The following is a 23,299-nucleotide window of genomic DNA, read 5'->3' as shown; positions in this document are numbered from 1 at the left end:
CAGCGGCGGCTTTGGAGGCGAACCGCCGGGACATTAACGCCGCGAAATTGCCGTAGCGCTTAAGCCTTCACCTTCGCCATTGCCGGGTCATAAAACGGCTTGAGATGGATGCGTGCCTTGGTCCGCTCCATGGCCACCACCAGTTCATAATCGCCGCTGGTCAAAAATTCGTCGCTGACGCCGTCAACATTGCGGACATAACCATAACCGACCGGTTTGCCGAGCGTGTAGCCGAAGCCGCCGCTGGAGAGGTAGCCGACCGGCTCGCCATTGCGCAGGATGGTTTCGCGGCCGAGCAGCACCACGTCCGGGTCGTCAACGATGAAGCCGGCGAAGCGCTTCTTCAGCGGCTCGCCACTCAGCCCTTCCAGGGCGCGTCGGCCGAGGAAATCAGTGTTCTTCTTCAGCTTCACCGCCCAGCCCAGTCCGGCCTCCTGTGGCGTGTCGTTGGGCGTGATGTCGGCGCCCCAGGCGCGGTAGCCTTTTTCCAGCCGCAGCGATTCCAGCGCGCGGTAGCCGACCGGGCGGATGCCGTGGGGCTTACCCGCCGCCATCAGCGCGTCGAAGATTTCACCGGCAGCCCCTATCGGCACATGCAGTTCCCAGCCTAGTTCCCCGACATAGGTGACGCGCAAGGCGCGAACCGTGTGGCCGGCAATAACGATCTCCCGGACATGGCCGAAAGGGAATTCCGCATTGGACACGTCGGCCTCGGTTATAGCCTCCAGAACGTCCCGCGCCCGCGGCCCCATCAGCGACAGCGTTCCGAATTCCTCGGTTACGTCGGTCAGTGTCACGTCGAGGCCGGCGGGAATGTGGTCGCTGATCCACGACAGGTCATGCGTGCGGAAGCCGGTGCCGGTGACGATGTAGAACTTCTCATCGGCAAGCCGCGCCACGACGATATCGGCCTCGATGCCGCCGCGCGTGTTGAGAAGCTGGGTGTAGGTCATCCGCCCGACCGGCTTGTTGACATCGTTGGCGCAGATCCAGTCCAGCGCCTTCAGCGCGTCGGGGCCGCTCATCTCGTATTTGGCGAATGACGACTGGTCGAAGATACCGACCGCCTCGCGCACATGGCGGTGCTCGTAGCCCACCGGCTCGAACCAGTTTTGCCGGCCCATGGAATAGATATCCTCGGGCTCGATGCCTGCGGGCGCGAACCAGTTCGGCCGCTCCCAGCCGAGTTTCGAGCCGAACACGGCGCGATGCTTCTTCAGCCGCTCATAGAGCGGCGAGACGATGCGCGGCCGGCCGGACTGATATTCCTCATGCGGAAAGCCGATCGTGTAGTGCTTGCCATAGGCTTCCAACGTGCGATCCGACACCCATTGCCGGTCGCGGTGCAGGCCGGAGAAGCGGCGGATGTCGACGGTCCACAGATCGAGCGGCGCCTCGCCGTCGACCGCCCACTGCGCCAGCACCCAGCCCGCGCCGCCGCCCGAGGCGATGCCGAAGGCGTTGAATCCGGCGCCGACGAACATGTTCGAGCATTCCGGCGCGACGCCGAGGATGAAATTGCCGTCCGGCGTAAAGCTTTCCGGCCCATTGATCATCTGCTTGACGCCCACTTTTTCGAGCGCCGGCACGCGGGCGATGGCCTGCGTCATATGCTGCTCGAAATGGTCGAAATCGTCATCGAACAGGCGGAATTCCCAGTCGTTCGGCACGTCTCCCGTCGTCCAGCCCTGCGGGTTCGGCTCGTAGCCGCCCATCACGAGGCCGCCGACCTCTTCCTTGAAATAGGTCAGCCGGTCGGGATCGCGGATCGTCGGTGCGTCGGTGGAAAGCCCGTCGATCTTCTCCGTGATGATGTACTGGTGCTTTACCGGCTGCAGCGGCACGTTTATGCCGGCCATAGCGCCCACCTGCCGCGCCCACTGGCCGGCGCAGTTCACCACCTTTTCGCAGGCGATGTCGCCCTTGTTCGTCTTCACCGCAGTGATGCGGCCGTCCTTCATTCCGAAGCCGGTGACGCGCACCTCCTCGAAAAGCTTGGCGCCATGCATGCGCGCGCCCTTAGCCAGCGACTGCGTGATGTCCGAAGGGCTCGCCTGGCCGTCGGTTGGCAGCCAGCTCGCGCCGACGAGATCGGAGGTCTCCATCAGCGGCCACATGCGCTTGACCTCCTCGGGCGAGACCAGATGCATCTCCATGCCGAAGCTTTTGGCCGTGGTTGCCAGCCGCTTGAACTCGGTCCAGCGGTCCTGGTTGGTGGCAAGCCGCAGGCAGCCGGTCATCTTCCAGCCGGTGGCCAGCCCGGTTTCCTCATCCAGCCGCTTGTAGAGATCGACCGAATATTTCAGCACGCGCGTGATCGAGGCCGACGAGCGCAATTGCCCGACCAGACCCGCTGCATGCCATGTAGAACCCGAAGTGAGCCGGCCTTGTTCCAGCAGCACGACATCGGCCTTGTGGTCGCGCGCCAGATGGTAGGCTGTCGAGCAGCCGATGATGCCACCGCCGATGACGACGATCTGGGCATGGGATGGCAAGGTCATGATGCGGTCTTTCCATATGTCATGCGGTAGTGTTCGAGGGCGGCGTCGAGCCGTTCGAGATTTTCAGCGGTGTAGGCGACATAGTCCGCGCCGGGCGCGGTCAGGTGCAGTTCCGAAACCATGCTCCACATCGCCTCGCGTAGCAGCGAGGCGCATTGCATGGCGGCGTGCGCGCGGCGCAGCGGAATGTTCGGCGCATGGCCGAAATAGGCGCCAAGCAGGTCTTCCGATTCCTGCTCGGACATGCCGGCATTGGAGGCCACGCCGGCAAGATCGAACATGGCGGTGTTGAAACCGGCATATTCGAAGTCGATGAGCCAAAGCCTGTTGCCGTCGTCGAGAAAATTGGCCGGCAGCAGGTCGTTGTGACCGAACACCACCGGCAGCGCCAGTTGCGCGCGCTCCAGTTCGTCGGCCAGCGCGACATAGGAGGGCAGCTCTGCCGTCATGCGGCTGCCGCCAGCTTCGAGCGTGCGGGCATAGTCGCGAATGACGTGGAACACCCAGAACATGAAGCCGGCACCGGAGATATGCTTCGGCATCTCTTCGTGGAAGTGCCGCGCCAGCTCGGCGATGCGGATGCGGTTCTCGCGCACATCGTCCGGCCCGAAGGTTTTTGCGCCGAGATAAGCGGTAACCATCGCGCCCGGCTCGGCATATTGCAGTTCAGGCGCAAAGCCCGCCTCGAATGCGGCCCGCGCGGTCATGATCTCGCGCTCGCGGTAGACGTGGTGGAACGGATAATCCTTGCCGAAGCGCACGACATGTTTTCCGGCAGCGTCTGAGACCAGAAAATTCTCATTGCTCAGCCCGCCATTCAGCGGCTCGATGGTGATGCTGCCGTTCCAGCAGGGCAGGGCGCGGATGCGGTCTTCGGTGGAGGTCATGGGCAATCGTGCCTCGCAAGATGAAGCACCCCCACTCCGTCCCTTCGGGCCACCTCTCCCCCTGCCCGGGGGAGAGGAAATGCTGCCGCAATGCCGACGCTTTTCCAGCTTGGTTTCCTCTCCCCCGGGCAGGGGGAGAGGTGGCGCGTGTAGCGCGACGGAGTGGGGGTGCTTGTGACGTAGCCAAGTCTTGGAACAAACATCATCATCACACCAACCCCAGCCTTATTTTTGCGCGCGCCGCCCCCGCAGAAATCAGCCGATCGGCGATGATCGCGATGAATGCGACGGCAAACCCCGCCACCAGCCCGCGCCCGGTATCCGCCTTGGTCAGCGCGATATAGACCTCCTGACCGAGATCGCGCGTGCCGACCAAAGCGGTAATGACGAGCATCGACAGCGCGAACATGATCGTCTGGTTCAGCCCCAGCATGATTTCCGGCAGTGCCAGCTTCAGCTTGATCTTGGTGAGGATCTGGAACGGCGTGCAGCCCATGGCGCGGCCGGCTTCGATTAGGCGCGGGTCGACCTTCATCAGGCCGTGCACGGTGTAGCGGATCGCCGGCGCGATCGAATAGGCGACGACCGCGATCATGGCGGTGAAATCGCCGACGCGGAAAAGCATCACCGCCGGCATCAGATAAACAAAGGAGGGCAGCGTCTGCAGCGTGTCGATGATGACGCGCACCCAGCTCCACAGCCGCGCCCGCTCGGCTGCCAATATGCCGATCGGAATGCCGAGAAGGGATGCGAAGATCACCGAGATGCCGCAGAGATAGGTGGTGATCATCGCCTTTTCCCACTGGCCGGTGGTGGCAATGAGGAAGGCGAGAACGCCGACGATGGCGGCGAGCTTCAGACCGCCGAGCCGCCAGCCGGCGAAGGCCAGAATGCCGGTCACGCCGAGCCAGGGCAGGCCGCCGAGCAGGCGCTTGAACGGTATCAGTATGTTGAGCAGGACGGCGTTCTTGACCGCTTCGAACGTGTCGAAGAAGTTGACGTTGATCCAGCCGACCACATTCGACCAGAACGAGCCGGTCGAGAGTTTCAGCGCATCGGGATAGGTCTGCACCGCAGGCAGGACGAGCCCGATGGCTCCAGTGACGAGGACCACCGCGACGGCAGCGAACGTATAGGGATGGCGGGCGACGAAGCCTCCAGTGGCCGCAGGCGCGACCGGTGCGCCGGCGCGCGCCGCATAGGCCTGGCTCAGCCGGTCGAGCGCGATTGCAAGGGCGACGATGGCCAGGCCCGCTTCCAATCCCGCGCCGATATCGAGGCGCCGAAGTGCGGCCAGCACGTCGAAGCCGAGGCCGCCGGCGCCGATCATCGAGGCGATGATGACCATGTTGAGCGACAGCATGATCACCTGGTTGACGCCGACCATCAGGCTGTCCTTGGCCGAAGGCACCAGCACCCGCCATGTCATCTGCCGACGCGTGCAGCCGATCATGTTGCCGAGGTCGCGGAATTCGGACGGCACCGCGCGCAACGCCAGCACGGTGATGCGCGTCATCGGCGGCATGGCGTAGATCAGCGTCGCGACGATCGCCGCCGTCGGCCCGAAGCCGAACAGGAACAGGATCGGTACCAGATAGGCAAAGACCGGAATCGTCTGCATCAGGTCGAGAATGGGCGTCAGCGCCGTCTCGAAACGCGGCCAGCGATAGGCGGTAATGCCGAGCAGCAGCCCGCCAACCACACCGAGCGGCACGGCGACGAGGATCGACGCCAGCGTCACCATGGCACTCTGCCATTGGCCGAAGACCGCAAGAAAGCCGAAGCAGACGGCAACGATTGCCGCAAGCCTGCGCCCGCCGGCGTGGTAGCCGATCAGCGTGACGACGGCGATGACTCCGATCCACGACAGCGGTGGCAGGATTTGCACCGCGCTCGATCCCTGGCCGGACAGAAAGCCGGTCGCAAGCAGGCTGAGCGCCAGCCGGTAGGGCAGGTTGACGATATCGGCGATGAACCGGGTCAGGTCGGTGAAGGTGAAGAGGCCAAAGCTCGCCTCGTTGACCAGCCATTTCATCGCATCGCTGATCCAGCGCGCCAGCGGAATCTGCCACGCTTTTGGATAGTCGAAAGCCCATTTCGAGATCGGCTGGCCGAATTGCCAAAGGGCGATAAAGACAACACCGGCAGCCAGCCACGCAATCGACAGCAAGCCGCTGTCCATGCGCGGGGCGATGGTGCGTTGGCTTGTGTCGATGGCCGGGGTGCTCATGAGACACCCATCGGCAGAATATGTGAGGTCGGGTTACCCCCACCCCTAACCCCTCCCCACAAGGGGGAGGGGAACTCTGCCCCCCGCCGGTGGTGAGTCGGCTCGGCGATTTGGGCGTTCCCCTCCCCCTTGTGGGGAGGGGCTAGGGGTGGGGGTGCGCATCGTAGGGCTGTAACGAGCAGATGGCATGAGGATCGATACAATCGAAGCATCTTCATCCCCGCATCATCAGTTCGACGACATCGTCGCGATGCAGCACACCGACCGGCTTGCCGGCGCTGTCGACCACGCCAATCCGATCGACATTGGCGAAGATGGGGGCAGCTTCGGCGATCGTTGCCCGCTCGCGCACGGTAGCACCCGTGCCGGCGGCGGAGTTGGCGGCGCGCATGATGGAGCCGACCTTGACCACCTTTGCCTTGGGCACGTTGCGGGTGAATTCCGCGACATAGGGTGTTGCCGGGTTGAGCACGATGTCTTCCGGCGTGCCGGCCTGGACGATGGCGCCGTCTTTCATGATGGCGATGCGGTCGGCCAGCCTTATCGCTTCGTCGAAATCATGGGTGATGAAGACGATCGTCTTCTTGAGCACAGATTGCAGGCGCATGAACTCGTCCTGCATCTCGCGCCGGATCAGCGGGTCGAGCGCAGAAAACGGCTCGTCGAGGAACCACAGTTCCGGCTCCACGGACAAGGATCGCGCAATGCCGACGCGCTGCTGCTGGCCGCCGGAAAGCTCGCGCGGAAAGAAATTCTCCTTGCCCGAGAGCCCGACCAGATCGATCATTTTCTTCGCCCGCGCCTCTCGCGTCCCGCGGTCGACACCCTGAACTTCGAGCGGGAAGGCGACGTTGGCCAGCACGGTCAGGTGCGGCAGCAGCGCAAAATGCTGAAACACCATGCCCATCTGGTGCCGGCGAATCTCGATCATGCGGCTTTCGCTCGCCGCCAGCAGGTTTTCGCCGTTGAACAGGATTTCGCCGGACGTCGGCTCCACCAGCCGCGACAGGCAGCGTACCAGCGTCGACTTGCCGGAGCCGGACAGCCCCATGATGACGAAGATTTCGCCGGCATGGACTTCCAGATTGACGTCGCGCACTGCCCCGACCAGCCCGGCCTTGCCAAGGCTTGCCAGCGATGTGTCGGCATTTTTTGCGTTCAGAAATTCCCCGGCGCCGGCACCAAAAACCTTCCAGACATTACGACAGATGAGTTTTGGTTCCGATGCGGTCATCATCCGTCCGGTTTGGGATGTCTGTGAAAGCAAAAAAAACCCGCCGCACGAGGGCGGCGGGCAGGGGCAATTTCTATCCTATTTCTTGATCCACTCCGACCAGCGGGGCTCGTTGGCGCCTATCCACTCTGCAACCACGTCATCCACCTTCTTGCCGTCGAGGTCGACCTTGGTGATCATCTGGCCCATCTCGTCATTGTCGAGCGTGAAGGCCTTTATCGCCTTGTGGGCGCCCGGCCATTTGTCCTTCACGCCGGCCCAGCCGACCTTCCAGATTTCGCCATGCGGCTTGCCGCAATCATATTGAGCGTCGGGGTTCGATCCCCATTTCGGGTCGGTGTAGCACTCCTTCGTGTATTCCGGGAATTCGATCCACTCGCCCTTGTATTTGGCCGGCGCCCAGTGCGGCGCGTAGATCCAGAGCAGGATCGGCGCCTTGCGCTGATAGGCGCTTTCGAGCTCGGCAAAGAGTGCCGCGTCCGTGCCGGCATGTATGACTTCGAAAGGCAGGTCGAGCGCCTCGACGCGTTCGTCGTCAAACCCGCCCCAGGTCACCGGTCCGCCGAGGTAGCGACCCTTGGGTGCGGTTTCGGCGGTTGAGAAGGCCTCGGCGCATTTCTCGTCCTTCAGCGCTTCCCAGTTAGGCAGGCCAGGGCACTTTTCCTTCATGTAGTCCGGAAACCACCACTCTTCCTTGGCCTTCATGCCGGTCGGGCCGAAATTCTCGACCTTTCCGGTGGCGGTCGCGGCGTCCATGGCGTCGCGGCCGGTGGTTTCCCACATTTCCATTGCGACATCGAGATCGCCCGTCTCGAGGCCGGCAAACTGGGCCAGATAATCGGCCTGCACGTAGTCGACGCTGTAGCCTGCTTTCTTCAGCACCTCGCCCATGATCTGGGTGGTGATGAGCTGTCCGGTCCAGTCATGCAGCGTCAGCTTGATCGGATCGGTCGACTCCTGGGCCCCCGCCCACTGCGACGATGAGAGGAGGGCAGCCGCCGATAGCGCTAACGCGCCGAACGCGGAACTGATGGTGCGGGTGCCCAATGGCATGCTGACCCTCCTGCTCACCGTTTTGGTATTCGTTTTATGTGCCCGAAGCTGCGGTTGCCTGTGTTTCTCAGCCGGCTTCAGGTCTGTTCCCTGAGGATGAGTGTCACGCAACGTAAGGTGGCTGTCAACGGAAATTTGTGGTCTTTTGTGTTTTTTTGACCGGGTGAAGGTAAGCTAGTTGTAAAATGCCACATAATTGCTTAAAAAGCGGTCATAGATGATGGCATCTGATACGGCGATCCATGAACCATTCAAAACGGCACAGCGAGATACTGCGGATTATTCAGGAAGAGGGCACGATCAGCGTCGCCGAGCTTGCTGAAAAGCTCGGCGTGTCGCTGGAGACGATACGGCGCGACGTGAAGCCGATGACCAGCGAAGGCACGGTCATCAAGATGCATGGCGCCATCGGCCTGCCCACTCTGGTCGGCGAGGCGCCCTTCGAGCGCCGCATGCGCGACAACGCCGAGGCCAAGCGGGCGATCGCGCAGCTGGTCGCTGCAACCATCCGCGACGGCGAGTCGATCATGCTCGATACCGGCACGACGACGAGCTATCTCGCCCGTGAGCTTCTCGGCCATCGCCGACTGACGGTGGTGACGAATTCGTCCGACATCGCCCGCACGCTGGCTACCGTCAACGGCAACAAGGTCTATATGGCCGGCGGGGAGCTGCGCAGCGATTCAGGTGCGGCCTTCGGCGTCTCGGCCATCGAGTTCGTCAGCCGCTTCAGCGTCAACCACGCCGTCATTTCGACCGGTGCCATCGATGCCCAGATGGGCGTGATGGACTACGATCTCGAGGAAGCCGAATTCGCCCGCATGGTGCTGTCGCGCGCCACGCGAACCATCGTGATTACCGACCACACCAAGTTCGGCCGGCAGGGTCTCGTTCAGGTCTGCGGCTTCTCCGGCTTCGGCGAACTGGCGACGGACCGTATGCCGCCGCGCGAAATCGTCGCCGCGCTCAACACCGCCGGCACGCGCCTCAGGATCGCCGGCGACCATCGCGAAGTGGCCTGAGCCAACTACCCGAAAATCAGCGACTGATGAGCCGCCACGCCGGCCCAGGTGCCGTTCGCGACGGCAAAGGCCACATTGTGAGGCTCGCGCGCGGCATCGCCGGCGGCGTAGACGCCTTGCACCGTCGTCTGCTGGCGCTCGTCGACCTTGATGACCGGCCCGAAAAAGCCATCGACGAATTCGCAGCCCAGTTGTTCCGCCAGCGGGCTCACCATGCAGGTGCGCGGGGCGGTGAAAAGTGCCTTGATCTTTTGGGTGCTGCCGTCGTCAAGCCTGAGGAGAAGGCCGCTGGCGCTGTCGCCCTCGACACGGATGACGCTGGCAGGCTCGACCGTCACATTGCGTGCCTTCAACGCCTGCAGCTGTTCCGCATTCGGCACGAAAATGCCGTTGGTGAACAACGTCACATCGCCCCAATCGGCAATCATCTGCGCTTGGTGAATGGCCATGGGTCCGGTTGCAAGAACGCCGAGCGCCCCTATTGCCACCTCATAGCCGTGGCAATAGGGGCAGTGCAGCACGGTCTTACCCCATTGCTCGGCAAGGCCGGGAATGTCCGGCAGCGTGTCGCGCACGCCGGTCGCCAGGATCAGCCGTGACGCCTCGAACGTTTCGCCGCTGTCGATGCCGATGCGAAGACCGAAATCCGTCGCTTCCGCTTTGTCAGCCAGGCCGTCGACGATTTTCGCCGTCGGGTAGGCAAGAAGCTGCCTGCGTGCGTCTCCAAGGATTTCTGCCGGCGCTCGCCCGTCCTGTCCGAGAAAACCGTGCGAATGCTCGGCGAAACGGTTACGCGGCAGGCCGGCGTCGATAACCAGAACCCGCCGCCGTGCCCGCGCGATCTGCGTGGCTGCGGCCAGTCCGGCAAAGCTTCCGCCAACGATGATGATGTCATACGGCATGTTCGGTCACTCCAAGTGCGGCATAGCGGCGGCGGAAATCGGCGGCGATGTCGGCAAGCGTCACGCGGGCGAGCTTTTGCAGAAGCAGGCGTTCCGCCTCGGCGCGAAAATCGTCGAGCACCGCAATCACCGCCTGCTCGACAAGGCAGCCGGGGGTTTCCGGCTCAGTGCTGAAGGGCAGCAGCGTCTCGCCAAGTGCGGTGCAGATCTCGGCCAGCGAGATCGTCTCAGGCGCCCGCGCAAGCTGCCAGCCGCCGCCATGGCCGCGCGCCGAGGCGACGATGCCGGCTTCGCGCAGGCCCGCGATGGTGCGGCGCACGACGACCGGATTGGTGTGGATGAAGGAGGCGAGCTGCTCGGAGGTTTGAATGCCCTCCCGCGCCTCGGCCATGTGGACGAGGATGTGCAGGGTCGAGGAAAGTTTGCTGTTTCGTTTCATGTAACTTACTTAGTTACGAATCGAAGCGATGTCAAACACAAGCTCTGGAATGCTCTGTCTCAGGCTGTCTTGGGTTCGGCGGCCGGTGAAAAGATCATGCGGAAGCAGGCCCCTGCGGTTTTCGCCACGAGTTCGATGCGGCCGCCATGCAGCTGCATGATTTCCTGCACGAGATTGAGGCCGAGGCCGGCGCCATAGTTCTGCGGGCGGGCGCGGTAGAACGGCTCGAATATCCTTTCCCGCTCGGCTTCCGGAACGCCCTGGCCTTCGTCTGACACTTCGACGGTGGCGGGCGCATTTACGCACACCGTGATCTTGCCGGCATTGCATCCATGCTCGATGGCGTTTTGCACCAGATTGGTCACAGCGCGTTCGATCGCCGTTTGATCGCCATTCGTGAAAAGCGCTTTCTCAGCCGGCTCGAACGACACCTCGTAGCCGGCTGCGAATGCCATTGGTGCGAGGTCTACGACCACGCTGCGCGTCGTCTCGACCAGATCGACGGGCTTGAAACACTTGGCCTGCTGCCGGTCCAGTCGCTGCAGGTCGAGAAGCTGGTCGGTCAGCGTCGACAGGCGCGCGGTATCCTGCAGCAGCCGGGCCCGTTCCGGCGTTGCCGGCAGCGAGGCGATGCGCGTGTTGAGGATGGCGACAGGCGTGCGCAATTCGTGGGCGGCATCAGTCAGGAAGCGCTTGTGGCGCTCATAGCCCTTGTCGAGCCGCGCCAGCGCGGCATTGACCGCATTGACCAGCGGCACCACCTCCAGCGGCACGTCCTTGACCGGCAGCTGCACACCGCGCTTGTCGATGTCGATCCGCCCGGCTGCTGCGGCCGCTTCGCCCAGGCCCGTAAGTGCGCCGCGAATGACCCAGGGCGTCGCCAGAAGGGTTGCCAGCGCCATCAGGCCGGTCAGCGGCAAAATCGCCTTGAGGAAAAAATGCGGTACAGCGGTAAGCAGGCGCAGCAGCGAAAGATCGCCTTGCGTGCCGGTCATGATGCGCACATCGCCGGCAGCCGTTTGGGCCCATTTGGTCACTGCGGCCGGCGGACCGTCCTTGGTCGGACTGAGCCGGGCATCGCTGACGAGATCGAGCATTCCGGCCAGTGGCGCGAACCCGGCCGGAACCGAGCCCTCCGAAAGCTGGCGTCCTTGCCCATCGCGGATGATGAACCAGAGATCGGGTACTTTCGTGCGCAGCTTGGCCAGCTCATGCGTCGGTTTCAGCACCAGATTGCCGCCGGCATCGCGGGCGACGGCATCTTTCAGCACGTCGAATGTGCCGTTCTCGTATTTTTCAGGAATGAAGCCTGCGCCCAGCATCACACTGAATATCAGCAGGATGAGCAACGTCAGCATAACGCCCTGCAGCAACGCAATGCGCAGGACGAGGCGCCATTTCAGCGAGCAGAGCCAATGGTCTCTCATGGCGTCTCGCGCAGCAGATAGCCGACGCCGCGAATGCCGTTGATCGTCACGCCGCCTGCGGCTTCCGAAAGCTTGCGGCGCAGCCGCGAAACATGGGTGTCGAGCGCATTGGACTGGATCTCGTCATCGAGGCCGAACACCGATTCCATCAGCGACGAGCGCTGCACCATGCGGCCCGTGCGCCGCATCAGCGCCTCCAGCACCAGCAGTTCGCGCCGTGGCAAGGTAAACGGTTCGCCGCGAATGGAGGCTTCGCGGTGGCCGACATCGAATGCAAGATCGCCGGCGCGCAGCGTCTGCGCCTGCACGGTGGCAGGGCGGCGCAGCAATGCGCGCAACCGGGCCAGAAGTTCCTCGAAGGCAAATGGTTTTGCCAGATAGTCGTCGGCGCCCATATCGAGCCCGGCCACCTTGTCGGCAAGGTCGCCGCGCGCCGTCAGCACCAGAACCGGCGTGGCATTTTTGGTCGCGCGAAGCTTCGGCACCAGCGACAGGCCATCGCCATCCGGCAATTGACGGTCGAGCAGGATGGCGTCGTAGGTATCGGTGGCGACGAAGCCCTCCGCGGCAGCGAGCGAGCCGGCATGATCCATCACCATGTCATGCCGCTTCAACGCGCTGCGCAGGGCCGAAACCATCTCCGGCTCGTCTTCGACCAGCAAAATGCGCATTCAACATCCTTGCGAAGGCAATGTCCCGCCCGGCTATCCCGTCAACATTGCAGAAACATTGCGAAGTTGAAATGGCGATGCACCTTCCGCACGCCAGCATTTTTTCGTGAGGCTCGTTCCCGCGCAATGCCGGTGTAATCCTCCCGTCGCAAACAGCCCTCATTAAAGCTGGCGGTCGATTCGCCTGCTGCCGACATGTGGATTGAGGGTCGATATGCCTGCGAGTGATACTTTGTCCTTTCTCATGGCCTGGGCTGCGGCGCCATTGCGGGTCGCTTCGGTCACGCCGTCGAGCCCCAGCCTCGCGGCGCTGATGACGCGCGAGATAAATGCCGACACCGGACAGGTTCTTGAACTCGGGCCTGGCACGGGCCCTTTCACCCGGGCACTGCTGGCGCGTGGCGTGAAGGAGGAAAACCTCACTTTGATCGAGGCAGGATCCGACTTCGCCAGCATGCTCAGGCACCGCTTCCCCGACGCGCGTGTGTTCGAGATGGATGCCGTGGGCTTGCGCCATCTGGCCCTGTTCGAGGGGCCGGTTTTGGGCGCTGCGATCAGCGGCTTGCCCTTCCTGTCGATACCGCCGCGCAAGACGCAGTCTATCCTAGAAGGCGTTTTCGCCAATCTTCGCCCCGGTGGTGCGCTTTACCAGTTCACCTATAGCTGGCGCTGTCCGATCGAGCAGACGATGCTTGATCGTCTCGACCTCGAGGCGACCCGCATCGGCCACACCTTTCGAAACTTCCCCCCGGCGGCTGTCTACCGTATAAGCCGGATTGAGACCGCTAACAGATATGATTGGCGCATCCGATGATCGGACCTGTAGCGACGATGCTCGGCCTTGGGCTTCTCGGCGCCGGCGTTCTCGCCTTCACTGAAAAGATACTGCCCGTGCCGCCCTCGCATGTGCTGCTGCTGTTCCTCGGCATGACGGCAGCGCCGAACAGCGAAACCCTCGCCTCGCTGTTGCTGATCACCGCGCTCGGTTCCACCGTCGGCTCGATGTTCTGGTACGGCATGGGCCGCTGGCTGGGGTCAGACCGGGCAGGCCGGCTTGTCGAGCGCTTCGGCAAATATCTTTTTCTGCCCAAGGCGACCTATCAGCGGCTGGCGCAGGCCTATCGCGGCAACCAGTTTCGCGTGACGCTTCTGGCCCAGCTCGTGCCGACGGTGCGCATCTATCTTGCTATCCCTGCCGGCGCATGGCGGCTTGCGGGCCTGCCGTTCATAGTCGCCACCTTCTGCGGCACCCTGGTCTGGAATGCCGCCTTCCTGGGCGCCGGCTATCTCATGCGCGATGCCGGGCAGGACCCGGTGACGATCGGCTTCCGCATCGTTGCGGTCGTCCTCGTGCTGGAGGCGGCATTCCTGGCCGCGCTGCGCTACGGCGCCGTTGGCCGCATCCGCGCGTTGCAGCGCGCTGTAGCCTTTCGGCGACGGGGACGCTGAGCGGCTCTTCCCATTCCTGCAGCGCGCGTGTTTATTCGCGCCATGGCATTCACCATCAGGCAGTTGCAGTTCTTCGTCGCGGTCGCAGAGCAGGGCACGGTTTCCGGTGCTGCGCAGAACCTTTCCATCTCGCAATCAGCAGTCACCGAGGCGATCAAGGATCTTGAGCGCGACCTCGGCGTCGAGCTTTTTGAGCGCCATCCGCGCGGGCTGAACATCACCCACAAGGGCCATCAGTTCCTGCGCCATGCCACCAAGATTCTGGCTGACGTGTCCGACGCCCGCCGCACCTTTTCCGACGACAAGGAGCGCGCGACGGGCAGGCTTCAGCTCGGCGTCACATCGCTGGTCGCCGGCTATGTGCTGTCCGACCTGCTTGCCCGCTACCGCCGCGCCTTTCCCTCGATCGACGTGTCGGCCATCGAGGACAATGGCGACTATCTCGAGCACCTGCTGGTCGGCGGTGAATTGGATGTCGCCGTCATGGTCATCTCCAACCTGCGCGACCGCATGGCGCTGCAGGCCGAAATCCTCGAGGTCTCGCCTTACCGCCTGTGGCTGCCGCTCGGCCATCATCTGGCCAGCGCCGACATCATCGGTATCAACGATATCGTCAGCGAACCGCTGATCATGCTCACCGTCGACGAAATCGAGGAGAACACCGGCAAGCTGCTGGTGGCGCTCGGTGCGCGCCCGCATGTCGCCTTCCGCACGCGCTCCGTGGAAGCGGTGCGCAGCCTCGTCGCCACCGGCGCCGGCGTGGCGCTGCTGCCCGATCTGGTCTACCGGCCGTGGTCGCTGGAAGGCGACCGCATCGAGTCGCGCGATATCTCCGGCTCGCTGCCGGTCGTGCAAGTCGGCATGGTCTGGCGACGCGGTTCCAGCCTGCCGCAGGCAGCCCGCGATTTCATAGGCATTGCCCAATCGCAGCGGCAAACACGGCAAAGACCGTAACCTATCGGAAAAACCGATATCGTGTTTCTGATAAATCCGTTTGCGAATGCTTCGGATTCAGATCACCTTTCATTTCAGGGATTAACGTCGCCAGCCAGAGCGGCCCCTTCAAATGGGAGAAAGTTCATGAAATCTTTTCTGAAGACATGCACCGCCCTGACCGTGGCGCTGAGCTTTTCCGGCCAGGCGATGGCGCAGGAGATGCTGAAGGAAATCGGCAAGGGCGAAGGTCAGGTCAACATCATCGCATGGCCCGGCTATATCGAGCGCGGCGAAACCGACAAGGCCTATGACTGGGTCTCGGACTTCGAGAAATCTTCCGGCTGCAAGGTCAACGTCAAGACCGCCGCCACCTCCGACGAAATGGTCGCGCTGATGAACGAGGGTGGCTTCGACCTCGTCACCGCCTCGGGCGACGCCTCGCTGCGCCTGGTCGCCGGCAAGCGCGTGCAGCCGGTCAATGTCGATCTCATCAAGAGCTGGGGAACCGTCGACGAGCGCTTGCAGAACGCGCCCTGGTTCACCGTCGACAAGGTGCATTACGGCGTGCCCTACCAGTGGGGCCCGAACGTCTTGATGTATAACACCGACGTCTTCAAGGAAGCGCCCAAGAGTTGGAACGTCGTCTTCGAGGCGATGGATTTCCCCGACGGCAAGCCCAACAAGGGCCGCGTCCAGGCCTATGACGGTCCGATCCACATCGCCGACGCCGCCAACTATCTTATGGCGCACAAGCCCGATCTCGGCATCAAGGACCCCTACGAACTCAATGAAGACCAGTACAAGGCAGCGCTCGACCTGCTGCGCGTCCAGCGCACGCTGGCCGGCCGCTACTGGCACGACGCCATGATCCAGGTCGACGACTTCAAGAACGAAGGCGTCGTCGCCTCCGGCTCGTGGCCGTTCCAGGTCAATTTGCTCAAGTCGGAAAAACAGCCGATCGCTTCGACCATACCGGAAGAGGGCGCCACGGGCTGGGCCGACACGACCATGATGCATGTCGACGCCGCCAATCCCAACTGCGCCTATATGTGGATGGAGCATTCGCTCTCGCCCAAGGTGCAGGGCGATCTCGCTGCCTGGTTCGGCTCCAACCCGGCCGTCCCGGCTGCCTGCAAGGGCAACGAACTGCTCACCGACGAAGGCTGCAAGACCAACGGCTTCGAGGACTTCGCCAAGATCAAGTTCTGGAAGACCCCCGTCGCCAAATGCGCCAGCCAGGGCGAATGCGTGCCCTACTACCGCTGGGTGTCGGACTATATCGGCGTGATCGGCGGACGGTGAGCAGTTAACTTCCGGCGCTTGCGCCGCCCCTCACCTGACTGCCGGCATCCTCTCTCCGTATAGTGACGGGGAGAGGAAGGCTGGCCGCGACGCTGACGCTTCTTCCTTCTCCCCGTTCACGGGGAGAAGGTGGCCCGAAGGGTCGGATGAGGGGCAGCGCCGACCTCAGCAATCGGCGATCGGGCCGTATCGATCCCGACTGAGCACCTTTGGACATCATTGCCATGACCACAGCCGTCTCCTTCGAAAAAGTCTCCCGCCACTTCGGCGCCGTGCGCGCCGTCGATGCGGTCGACCTCGATATCCGGCCCGGCGAGTTCTTCGCCATGCTCGGCCCGTCGGGTTCGGGCAAGACCACCTGCCTGCGCCTGATCGCCGGCTTCGAGCAGCCGACGGCGGGTTCGATTTCCATCTTCGGCGAGCGCGCCGAGGGCGTCCCGCCCTATCGCCGCAACGTCAACACGGTGTTTCAGGACTACGCGCTGTTTCCGCATCTCAACGTGCTCGACAATGTCGCCTACGGGCTGATGGTCAAGGGCGTGGGCCGCACGGAGCGTGCCAAACAGGCAGAAGACGCCTTGAAGCTGGTGCAGCTTCCCGGCTATGGCGCGCGCCGCCCGAGCCAGCTTTCCGGCGGCCAGCGTCAGCGCGTGGCGCTGGCGCGTGCGCTGGTCAACAAGCCGCGCGTGCTGCTGCTCGACGAACCGCTCGGCGCGCTCGATCTCAAGCTGCGCGAAAACATGCAGGAGGAGCTCAAGCTGCTCCAGCGCGCGCTTGGCATCACCTTCGTCTTCGTCACCCACGATCAGGGCGAGGCGCTGTCCATGGCCGACCGCGTTGCCGTCTTCAACGATGGCCGCATCATGCAGATCGGCACGCCGCAGGATATCTACGAGCGGCCGCAATCGCGTTTCGTCGCCGATTTCGTCGGCTCCTCCAACGTTCTGTCGCCCGATTTCGTCGCCCGCCATGGCGGCAAGCGCCGCTGGGCGAGCCTGCGGCCGGAGAAGATCAGGCTGGCCGAAAAGGCGGGGCAGGGCGTGTCCGGCACCGTGCGCGCGCGCAGCTTTCTCGGCGCGACCAACCGGCTCACCGTCGATGCCGAAGGCACCCGCCTGCATGTCATAACGCCCGCCGGCCAGCCCGTGCCGGACGACGGCGCAAATGTCTCGCTCGTCTGGCTGCCGGCCGATCTTCATTTGATGGACGAGCCGGCATGAGCGCAGCCGCACACACCCGCACCGCGTCATCCCGGAAGCCGCTTGAAGCGGAGCGAAGAGCGGCTATCCGGGACCCATTCCGTAGCGGTCCAGTGCCAGACGGCGTTCCGGAATGGGTCCCGGCTCGCGGTCGCTCCGCTTCCTTGACCAGGATGACGTCTCGGTTGGGGCAGCCCAAGCGCCGGCGTTGGAGGGATGCGGGATGAATACCTCCACCGCCCTTCAGGCCCATACAGCGCCGGTCATCCTGCCCAGCCGCGGCGGTATTGCGGGGGCGTTGTCGGATATCTTCTGGCGCAAGCCGAAATTGCTTCTGCTCTTGATGCTGACGCCGCCGCTTCTGTGGCTCGGCGTCGTCTATCTCGGCTCGCTGTTCGCACTGCTGCTGCAGAGCTTCTTTTCGATCGATGATTTTTCCGGCCTCATCAACCGCGAATTCACGCTGAAGACCTATGGCGAGCTGCTGCGCCCGGCCAATTTCGACATCATCGTCCGCACGGTGACCATGGCCGCCTGCGTCACGCTGGCCTCGGCGGTCGTGGCTTTTCCCATCGGCTATTTTGCGGCGCGTTATGCCCGCGGCAAATGGAAGGCGCTGTTTTATCTCGGCATCATGCTGCCGCTGTGGTCGAGCTATCTGGTCAAGATCTATGCCTGGAAACTCATCCTCGCCAAGGAAGGCATTCTCACCTGGCTGTTCGCCAAGCTGCATCTGTCGTGGCTGCTCGATGCCTGGCTGTCTTTGCCCTATGTCGGCGGCAATTCGCTGTCGGTTTCCTTCACCGGCACCTTCATCGTCTTCGTCTATGTCTGGCTGCCCTTCATGATCCTGCCGATACAGGCAGCCCTCGAGCGCGTGCCGGGCAATCTGGTCGAAGCCTCGTCCGATCTCGGGGCAACCCCCGGCCAGACCTTCCGCAACGTGCTGTTTCCGCTGGCCCTGCCGGGCATCGTCGCCGGCTCCATCTTCACCTTCTCGCTGACGCTGGGCGATTACATCATCCCGCAGATCATCGGCACGTCGCGGCTGTTCATCGGGCAGGCCGTCTATGCCCAGCAGGGCACGGCGGGCAACATTCCGCTGGCGGCGGCTTTTACCGTGGTCCCGGTCGTGATCATGGGGATCTATCTCTGGGCCGCCAAGCGTATGGGGGCGTTCGATGCGCTTTAGTTCTTCGGAGATGACCCCCACCCCTAACCCCTCCCCACAAGGGGGAGGGGGATCTCTCATGCATTCATTCTTGCCGAATTTTTCTTTGTCTGAGTGTGTCCCTGCCGAGGGCGAGGTGGAAAGATTCCCCTCCCCCTTGTGGGGAGGGGTTAGGGGTGGGGGTAAATACGTCAGCGTAAGTGCGCGAGGTTCCCATGCGCTCTGACCGCCATCAATCCGCCCCGCTCGGCCTCAAGATCGCCGCCGGCGCAGGCCTGCTGTTCCTGCATCTGCCGATCCTGTTGATCTTCGTCTATGCCTTCACGACGGAGGAAAAGAGCTATCAGTGGCCGCCGCCCGGTCTCACCACGCAATGGCTCGCCGTTGCCTGGAACCGGCCTGATGTGTGGGCAGCCCTTGGCCTGTCGGTCAAGGTCGCGGCGGTGTCGACGGCGATTGCGCTGGTGCTCGGCACGCTGTGTGCCGCCGCCGTCAGCCAGACGAAATTCTTCGGCCGTGAGGTGATCTCGCTGCTGGTCATCCTGCCCATCGCGCTGCCCGGCATCATCACCGGCATTGCGCTCCGCTCAGCCTTCAGCCTGGCCGAAATTCCGTTCTCGTTCTGGACGATCATTCTCGGCCACGCCACCTTCTGCGTCGTCGTGGTCTACAACAACGCGGTCGCCCGCTTCCGCCGCACCTCCGGCTCGCTGATAGAGGCGTCGATGGACCTCGGTGCCGACGGCTTCCAGACATTCCGCCATGTCGTGCTGCCCAATATCGGCACCGCACTTCTGGCCGGCGGCATGCTCGCCTTCGCGCTGTCCTTCGACGAGGTCATCGTCACCACCTTCACCGCCGGCCAGCAGCAGACGCTGCCGATCTGGATGCTGGAGGAACTGGTGCGGCCCCGCCAGCGCCCGGTCACCAATGTCGTGGCCATGGTCGTCGTGCTGGTGACGTTCCTGCCCATCCTTGCCGCCTATTACCTGACCCGCGACGGCGACCAGATAGCGGGTGCGGGGAAGTGAAATGAGTGAATAGGGAGTAGTGAATAGTGAATAGGAAAAAGCAACGCGATCAAACCTATTCACCACTCACTACTCACTACTCGCTCTCTTGAGACACCAATTCAGGGAGAGTTTACATGGACACCGAGATGCTGATCGGTTCGCGCTTCGAAAAGGGCACCGAGACCGAGGAGCCGATCCTCAACCCCAAGACCGGCCAGATCATCCTCAATCTGCCCGAGGCGAGCCAGTCGCAGATCGAGGCGGCGGTTGCCGCCGCCGAGAAGGCTTTCACCGAGTGGTCGCGCACCACGCCGGCGCAACGCTCCGGCTATCTCCTGAAGATCGCCGACCGCATCGAGGCCGAGGCGGAAAGCTTCGCCAAGCTCGAGGCGCTGAATTGTGGCAAGCCGATCAATGCGGTGCTCAACGATGAAATCCCCGCCATTGTCGATTGCTACCGCTTCTTTGCCGGCGCGGTGCGCTCCATGCCGGGCGTGGTGGCCGGCGAATATCTGCCCGGTCATACATCCATGGTGCGTCGCGACCCGATCGGCATCGTCGCCTCCATTGCGCCGTGGAACTACCCGCTGATGATGATGGCGTGGAAGCTCGCCCCGGCCATCGGCGGCGGCAACACGGTGGTGTTCAAGCCGTCCGAGCAGACGCCGCTGACGGCGCTGAAGCTGGCGAAGATCATGGCCGAGATCCTGCCCGAAGGCGTGGTCAATGTCGTGCTCGGGCGCGGCGAAAGCGTCGGCAACGCGCTGATCAACCACCCCAGGATCAACATGATCTCGATCACCGGTGATGTCGCCACCGGCAAGAAGGTGCTGCAGGCGGCCGCCAAATCGGTCAAGCGCACGCATCTGGAACTCGGCGGCAAGGCGCCGGTCATCGTCTTCGACGACGCCGATCTGGAAGCGGTGGTGAACGGCCTGCGCGCCTTCGGTTATTACAATGCCGGCCAGGACTGCACCGCCGCCTGCCGCATCTATGCCGGCAAGAAAATCTACGAAAAACTCGTCGCAGACCTGTCCTCGGCCGTCTCGACCATCAAGTTCAACCAGCCGGACGACACCGAAAACGAGATCGGCCCGCTCATCTCCAGCCGCCAGCGCGACCGCGTCGCCAGTTTTGTCGAGCGCGCCTCGGAGCTGAAGCATGTCGAGATCACCACCGGCGGCAAGCCGGGTGAGGGCGGGGGCTTCTTCTACCAGCCGACCGTGGTTGCCGGCGCCTTGCAGGAAGACGAGATCGTGCGCCGCGAGGTCTTCGGCCCGGTCGTCTCCGTCACCCGCTTCTCCGACGCCGACGAAGCCGTCAACTGGGCCAATGATTCCGACTACGGCCTCGCCTCGTCCGTCTGGACCAAGGACGTGTCGCGCGCCATGGCCACCGCCGCACGGCTGCAATATGGCTGCACCTGGATCAACACCCACTTCATGCTCACCAACGAGATGCCGCATGGCGGGCTGAAGCAGTCCGGCTACGGCAAGGACATGTCGCTCTACGCGCTGGAAGATTATACAGCGGTGCGGCATGTCATGTTTGCCCATGGGTGATCGTCATCTCGCTTCCTTTTCGGCGGCGCATTGCCTTTGAGATGACCCCCACCCCTAACCCCTCCCCACAAGGGGGAGGGAACTTTGCTGCAAGGCTGCCCGGCCCCAACCTTCACCGTTCTTGATGGCTAAGGCGACGAGATCGTCCCCCTCCCCCTTGTGGGGAGGGGTTAGGGGTGGGGGTCTTTCCTCCGCTCAGGTCCATCAGAGCACCCATGCGCCCTCTGCCCAAGATTTCGGCCTGCACCATCTGGTCCTACCAGATTTTCCCCGCTAGATTGCCGTGGAACCGCCACCAGAGCGGCCATCGGAGGGGACAAATGAAAATCGGCTTCTGCATGTTCCTGTGGACGACCAACGTCACGGGAAAGCACCAAAAACTGCTGCGCGACATCAAGGCGACCGGCTATGACGGCGTCGAGATCCCGATCTTCGAAGGCACGCCCGACGACTACAGGCGGCTTGGCGAAATGCTCGATCGCATCGGCCTTGAGCGCACTGCCGTGTCGGCCATGGGCGATCCCGCGATGAATCTGATCTCACCCAGTGCCGCCACCCGCAAGGCCGGCGTGACCTACATGAAATGGGCGATCGATTGCGCCGAGGCGCTGGGTGCGAAAACACTCAGCGGCCCGCTTCATTCAACGCTCGGCCAGTTTTCAGGCGTCGGCCCGACTTCTGCCGAAAAGAAACGCTCGGTCGCCTCGCAGCGCGCCATTGGCGACCATGCCGGCCAGCATGGCGTCACCATCGGGCTCGAGGCGCTGAACCGCTTCGAATGCTATCTCTTGAACACGATGGCTGATCTCTCGGCCCATGTCGACGAGATCGGGCACCCCAACATCCGCGCCATGTACGACACCTTCCACGCCAATATCGAGGAAGCCGACCCCATCGGCGCCTATACCAAGCACGTCCGCAACATCGCCCACATCCATATTTCGGAAAACGATCGCGGCGTGCCGGGGCGCGGTGACATCCCGTGGAAGAAGACCTTCGCCGCGATCAAGGAGAGCGGTTACGACGGCTGGCTCACCATCGAGGCGTTCGGGCGTGGGCTGAAGGATCTGGCGGCGGCAACGAAAGTCTGGCGCGATTTTGCCGAAAGCCCGGAAGCGGTCTATCGCGAGGGATATGCCCACATCCGGAAAGGCTGGAAGCGGGCATAGGACGACGGCCTCGGCGGGCGGTCAGCCGCTAACGTCGGCATTTGCTTCCGCGGCTTGCGCCGGCGTCACAGGATCGCTTGGCCGCCTGATCTTTTCCGAAGCCGCGATCACCAGTTCGTCCAGCCCTTCGCCGCCACTGTCGAGAACCTCGAACAGATGCCGGCGCATGCGCGGCTCCCAGAACTTGTTGATGTGCTCGGCGGTGCCGGCCAAGCCTTCTTCGCGCGGCTTGGAGTGGAAGAACGTCGCGATCTGGTTGGCCATGCGGATCAGCTTGTCGCGCGTGCTGGCCTTGTGTTCTTCAAGCGACATGTCTGGCTGCTCCGGAAGTGACGCGGTCTGGATGGGTGAAAATGTCGAAATCATCGCCGCGCACCAGCGCCACCAGCGTCATGCCGGCCTCGTCGGCGGTGCGGATGGCAAGGGCGGTCGGCGCCGACACGGCGATGATGAAGCGCGCGCCGATCGCTGCCGTCTTCTGCACCATTTCCACCGACACGCGCGACGTGACGACGACCGCACCCGAAGAACCGTCGATGGCCTTGTGGGCGAGCGCGCCGGCAAGCTTGTCGAGCGCATTGTGGCGGCCGACATCCTCACGCGCCTTGATAATGCCCTTGCCCGGCACGTAGAAGCCGGCGGCGTGCACCGCGCCGGTCTCGGCATGCATCGGCTGCACCTTGGAAAGCAGTTTTACCGACTGGACGATATCGTTTTCGCTGAGCGTAAGCGGCGACGCACCGACCTGATCGACCGAGCGCATCGCCTCCTCGATGGATTCGATGCCGCACAGCCCGCAGCCGACTGGTCCGGCCAGCCGCCTGCGCCGCGCCTGGAAGCGCGTATTGGCCTTGTCCTTCAGCTTGATCTGGATGTCGATGCCGGCGCCCTGGTCCTCGACCTCGATCGCCTCGATCTCATCGACTGACGAGATGATGCCTTCGGTCAGCGAAAACCCCAGCGCGAAATCCTCGAAATCCGCCGGGCTCGCCATCATCACCGCATGGGTGGTTCCGGCAAACGAAAACGCCACCGGCGTTTCCTCCGGCACCATGCGGTTGGCCGCAGCCGTACCCGCCGCGCGCCGGGCGAGGCGGGAGGTCTGGGTGATGGGTTTGCGGGCCGCAGCCAC

21 protein-coding genes are annotated in these 23,299 nt (G+C 63.3%); 10 read left to right on the top strand and 11 right to left on the bottom strand.

From position 1 onward, the window contains the following. Nucleotides 1–59 precede the first annotated feature (59 nt). The 5 genes from DZG07_RS22320 to DZG07_RS22300 form a co-directional block, all read right to left on the bottom strand. Complete coding sequence (locus DZG07_RS22320; protein ID WP_119820959.1) at nucleotides 60–2,501, bottom strand: FAD-dependent oxidoreductase; 2,442 nt, start codon at nucleotides 2,499–2,501, stop codon at nucleotides 60–62. Next, nucleotides 2,498–3,388, bottom strand: coding sequence for a phosphotransferase family protein (locus DZG07_RS22315; RefSeq protein WP_119820957.1), 891 nt, complete (start codon nucleotides 3,386–3,388; stop codon nucleotides 2,498–2,500). The genes DZG07_RS22320 and DZG07_RS22315 overlap by 4 nt, the downstream gene beginning before the upstream one ends. Before the next feature lie 208 nt (nucleotides 3,389–3,596). Beyond that, nucleotides 3,597–5,618: an ABC transporter permease subunit gene (locus tag DZG07_RS22310; protein ID WP_119820956.1), complete on the bottom strand. Its 2,022-nt coding sequence runs from the start codon at nucleotides 5,616–5,618 to the stop codon at nucleotides 3,597–3,599. A 214-nt stretch (nucleotides 5,619–5,832) separates the two neighbouring features. Further along, nucleotides 5,833–6,852, bottom strand: coding sequence for a betaine/proline/choline family ABC transporter ATP-binding protein (locus DZG07_RS22305; RefSeq protein ID WP_091917347.1), 1,020 nt, complete (start codon nucleotides 6,850–6,852; stop codon nucleotides 5,833–5,835). A 78-nt stretch (nucleotides 6,853–6,930) separates the two neighbouring features. Next, nucleotides 6,931–7,905, bottom strand: coding sequence for an ABC transporter substrate-binding protein (locus tag DZG07_RS22300; RefSeq protein WP_091917315.1), 975 nt, complete (start codon nucleotides 7,903–7,905; stop codon nucleotides 6,931–6,933). A 242-nt stretch (nucleotides 7,906–8,147) separates the two neighbouring features. Here DZG07_RS22300 and DZG07_RS22295 point away from each other — a divergent pair, with 242 nt between their 5' ends. After that, nucleotides 8,148–8,927 carry a DeoR/GlpR family DNA-binding transcription regulator gene (locus DZG07_RS22295; RefSeq protein WP_091917316.1) on the top strand — a complete coding sequence of 260 codons (780 nt, stop codon included), beginning with the start codon at nucleotides 8,148–8,150 and terminating at the stop codon, nucleotides 8,925–8,927. 5 nt (nucleotides 8,928–8,932) lie between these two features. Here DZG07_RS22295 and DZG07_RS22290 read toward each other — a convergent pair whose 3' ends face one another. Genes DZG07_RS22290 through DZG07_RS22275 form a run of 4 tightly spaced genes read right to left on the bottom strand, consistent with a single transcriptional unit; the run spans nucleotide 8,933 to nucleotide 12,366 of the window. Beyond that, a complete protein-coding gene (locus DZG07_RS22290; protein WP_119820955.1) occupies nucleotides 8,933–9,829 on the bottom strand; it encodes an NAD(P)/FAD-dependent oxidoreductase in 897 nt (298 codons plus the stop codon). Further along, nucleotides 9,819–10,268 (bottom strand): Rrf2 family transcriptional regulator, encoded by a 450-nt coding sequence (locus DZG07_RS22285; RefSeq protein ID WP_091917318.1) that lies wholly within the window; start codon nucleotides 10,266–10,268, stop codon nucleotides 9,819–9,821. Before DZG07_RS22285 ends, DZG07_RS22290 begins: the two co-directional genes overlap by 11 nt. A 59-nt stretch (nucleotides 10,269–10,327) precedes the next feature. Beyond that, nucleotides 10,328–11,695, bottom strand: a complete 1,368-nt coding sequence (locus DZG07_RS22280; protein ID WP_119820954.1) for a HAMP domain-containing sensor histidine kinase — start codon at nucleotides 11,693–11,695, stop codon at nucleotides 10,328–10,330. Beyond that, nucleotides 11,692–12,366, bottom strand: a complete 675-nt coding sequence (locus DZG07_RS22275) for a response regulator transcription factor (RefSeq protein WP_119820953.1) — start codon at nucleotides 12,364–12,366, stop codon at nucleotides 11,692–11,694. Before DZG07_RS22275 ends, DZG07_RS22280 begins: the two co-directional genes overlap by 4 nt. 214 nt (nucleotides 12,367–12,580) lie before the next feature. On the opposite strand from DZG07_RS22275, the gene DZG07_RS22270 reads away from it, so the two are divergent. The 9 genes from DZG07_RS22270 (at nucleotide 12,581) to DZG07_RS22230 (ending at nucleotide 22,167) form a co-directional block, all read left to right on the top strand. Continuing rightward, on the top strand, nucleotides 12,581–13,180 hold the full coding sequence (locus DZG07_RS22270) for a phospholipid methyltransferase (RefSeq protein WP_091917321.1): 600 nt from the start codon (nucleotides 12,581–12,583) through the stop codon (nucleotides 13,178–13,180). Continuing rightward, nucleotides 13,177–13,815, top strand: coding sequence for a DedA family protein (locus tag DZG07_RS22265; RefSeq protein WP_119820952.1), 639 nt, complete (start codon nucleotides 13,177–13,179; stop codon nucleotides 13,813–13,815). Before DZG07_RS22270 ends, DZG07_RS22265 begins: the two co-directional genes overlap by 4 nt. A 42-nt stretch (nucleotides 13,816–13,857) precedes the next feature. Further along, nucleotides 13,858–14,769, top strand: a complete 912-nt coding sequence (locus tag DZG07_RS22260; protein ID WP_119820951.1) for a LysR substrate-binding domain-containing protein — start codon at nucleotides 13,858–13,860, stop codon at nucleotides 14,767–14,769. 126 nt (nucleotides 14,770–14,895) lie between these two features. Continuing rightward, complete coding sequence (locus DZG07_RS22255; RefSeq protein ID WP_119820950.1) at nucleotides 14,896–16,053, top strand: ABC transporter substrate-binding protein; 1,158 nt, start codon at nucleotides 14,896–14,898, stop codon at nucleotides 16,051–16,053. Between the two features lie 224 nt (nucleotides 16,054–16,277). Continuing rightward, nucleotides 16,278–17,273: an ABC transporter ATP-binding protein gene (locus DZG07_RS22250; protein WP_119821983.1), complete on the top strand. Its 996-nt coding sequence runs from the start codon at nucleotides 16,278–16,280 to the stop codon at nucleotides 17,271–17,273. A 202-nt stretch (nucleotides 17,274–17,475) separates the two neighbouring features. Further along, nucleotides 17,476–18,444, top strand: a complete 969-nt coding sequence (locus DZG07_RS22245; protein ID WP_119820948.1) for an ABC transporter permease — start codon at nucleotides 17,476–17,478, stop codon at nucleotides 18,442–18,444. A gap of 194 nt (nucleotides 18,445–18,638) precedes the next feature. Further along, a complete protein-coding gene (locus tag DZG07_RS22240) occupies nucleotides 18,639–19,454 on the top strand; it encodes an ABC transporter permease (protein ID WP_091917326.1) in 816 nt (271 codons plus the stop codon). Between the two features lie 116 nt (nucleotides 19,455–19,570). Next, nucleotides 19,571–20,998, top strand: coding sequence for a gamma-aminobutyraldehyde dehydrogenase (locus tag DZG07_RS22235; RefSeq protein ID WP_119820946.1), 1,428 nt, complete (start codon nucleotides 19,571–19,573; stop codon nucleotides 20,996–20,998). A 320-nt stretch (nucleotides 20,999–21,318) separates the two neighbouring features. Then, nucleotides 21,319–22,167 carry a sugar phosphate isomerase/epimerase gene (locus DZG07_RS22230; RefSeq protein ID WP_119820944.1) on the top strand — a complete coding sequence of 283 codons (849 nt, stop codon included), beginning with the start codon at nucleotides 21,319–21,321 and terminating at the stop codon, nucleotides 22,165–22,167. Nucleotides 22,168–22,188: 21 nt separating this feature from the next. Here DZG07_RS22230 and DZG07_RS22225 read toward each other — a convergent pair whose 3' ends face one another. Continuing rightward, nucleotides 22,189–22,479 carry a formate dehydrogenase subunit delta gene (locus tag DZG07_RS22225; RefSeq protein WP_119820942.1) on the bottom strand — a complete coding sequence of 97 codons (291 nt, stop codon included), beginning with the start codon at nucleotides 22,477–22,479 and terminating at the stop codon, nucleotides 22,189–22,191. Next, entirely contained in the window at nucleotides 22,469–23,299 is an 831-nt protein-coding gene (gene fdhD / locus DZG07_RS22220; protein ID WP_119820940.1) for a formate dehydrogenase accessory sulfurtransferase FdhD, read from the bottom strand. Before fdhD ends, DZG07_RS22225 begins: the two co-directional genes overlap by 11 nt.

It is taken from the genome of Mesorhizobium sp. DCY119, from assembly GCF_003590645.1.
Classification (GTDB): Bacteria; Pseudomonadota; Alphaproteobacteria; order Rhizobiales; family Rhizobiaceae; genus Mesorhizobium_M.
The sequence above is the reverse complement of the archived record's forward strand: the minus strand, read 5'-3'. Positions and strand labels throughout refer to the sequence as shown.

Bases quoted from the DNA above. Each gene is read 5' to 3' on its own strand.
- DZG07_RS22320 (WP_119820959.1), bottom strand. From the start codon at position 2,501: ATGACCTTGCCATCCCATGCCCAGATCGTCGTCATCGGCGGTGGCATC.
- DZG07_RS22315 (WP_119820957.1), bottom strand. From the start codon at position 3,388: ATGACCTCCACCGAAGACCGCATCCGCGCCCTGCCCTGCTGGAACGGC.
- DZG07_RS22310 (WP_119820956.1), bottom strand. From the start codon at position 5,618: ATGAGCACCCCGGCCATCGACACAAGCCAACGCACCATCGCCCCGCGC.
- DZG07_RS22305 (WP_091917347.1), bottom strand. From the start codon at position 6,852: ATGACCGCATCGGAACCAAAACTCATCTGTCGTAATGTCTGGAAGGTT.
- DZG07_RS22300 (WP_091917315.1), bottom strand. From the start codon at position 7,905: ATGCCATTGGGCACCCGCACCATCAGTTCCGCGTTCGGCGCGTTAGCG.
- DZG07_RS22295 (WP_091917316.1), top strand. From the start codon at position 8,148: ATGAACCATTCAAAACGGCACAGCGAGATACTGCGGATTATTCAGGAA.
- DZG07_RS22290 (WP_119820955.1), bottom strand. From the start codon at position 9,829: ATGCCGTATGACATCATCATCGTTGGCGGAAGCTTTGCCGGACTGGCC.
- DZG07_RS22285 (WP_091917318.1), bottom strand. From the start codon at position 10,268: ATGAAACGAAACAGCAAACTTTCCTCGACCCTGCACATCCTCGTCCAC.
- DZG07_RS22280 (WP_119820954.1), bottom strand. From the start codon at position 11,695: ATGAGAGACCATTGGCTCTGCTCGCTGAAATGGCGCCTCGTCCTGCGC.
- DZG07_RS22275 (WP_119820953.1), bottom strand. From the start codon at position 12,366: ATGCGCATTTTGCTGGTCGAAGACGAGCCGGAGATGGTTTCGGCCCTG.
- DZG07_RS22270 (WP_091917321.1), top strand. From the start codon at position 12,581: ATGCCTGCGAGTGATACTTTGTCCTTTCTCATGGCCTGGGCTGCGGCG.
- DZG07_RS22265 (WP_119820952.1), top strand. From the start codon at position 13,177: ATGATCGGACCTGTAGCGACGATGCTCGGCCTTGGGCTTCTCGGCGCC.
- DZG07_RS22260 (WP_119820951.1), top strand. From the start codon at position 13,858: ATGGCATTCACCATCAGGCAGTTGCAGTTCTTCGTCGCGGTCGCAGAG.
- DZG07_RS22255 (WP_119820950.1), top strand. From the start codon at position 14,896: ATGAAATCTTTTCTGAAGACATGCACCGCCCTGACCGTGGCGCTGAGC.
- DZG07_RS22250 (WP_119821983.1), top strand. From the start codon at position 16,278: ATGACCACAGCCGTCTCCTTCGAAAAAGTCTCCCGCCACTTCGGCGCC.
- DZG07_RS22245 (WP_119820948.1), top strand. From the start codon at position 17,476: ATGAATACCTCCACCGCCCTTCAGGCCCATACAGCGCCGGTCATCCTG.
- DZG07_RS22240 (WP_091917326.1), top strand. From the start codon at position 18,639: ATGCGCTCTGACCGCCATCAATCCGCCCCGCTCGGCCTCAAGATCGCC.
- DZG07_RS22235 (WP_119820946.1), top strand. From the start codon at position 19,571: ATGGACACCGAGATGCTGATCGGTTCGCGCTTCGAAAAGGGCACCGAG.
- DZG07_RS22230 (WP_119820944.1), top strand. From the start codon at position 21,319: ATGAAAATCGGCTTCTGCATGTTCCTGTGGACGACCAACGTCACGGGA.
- DZG07_RS22225 (WP_119820942.1), bottom strand. From the start codon at position 22,479: ATGTCGCTTGAAGAACACAAGGCCAGCACGCGCGACAAGCTGATCCGC.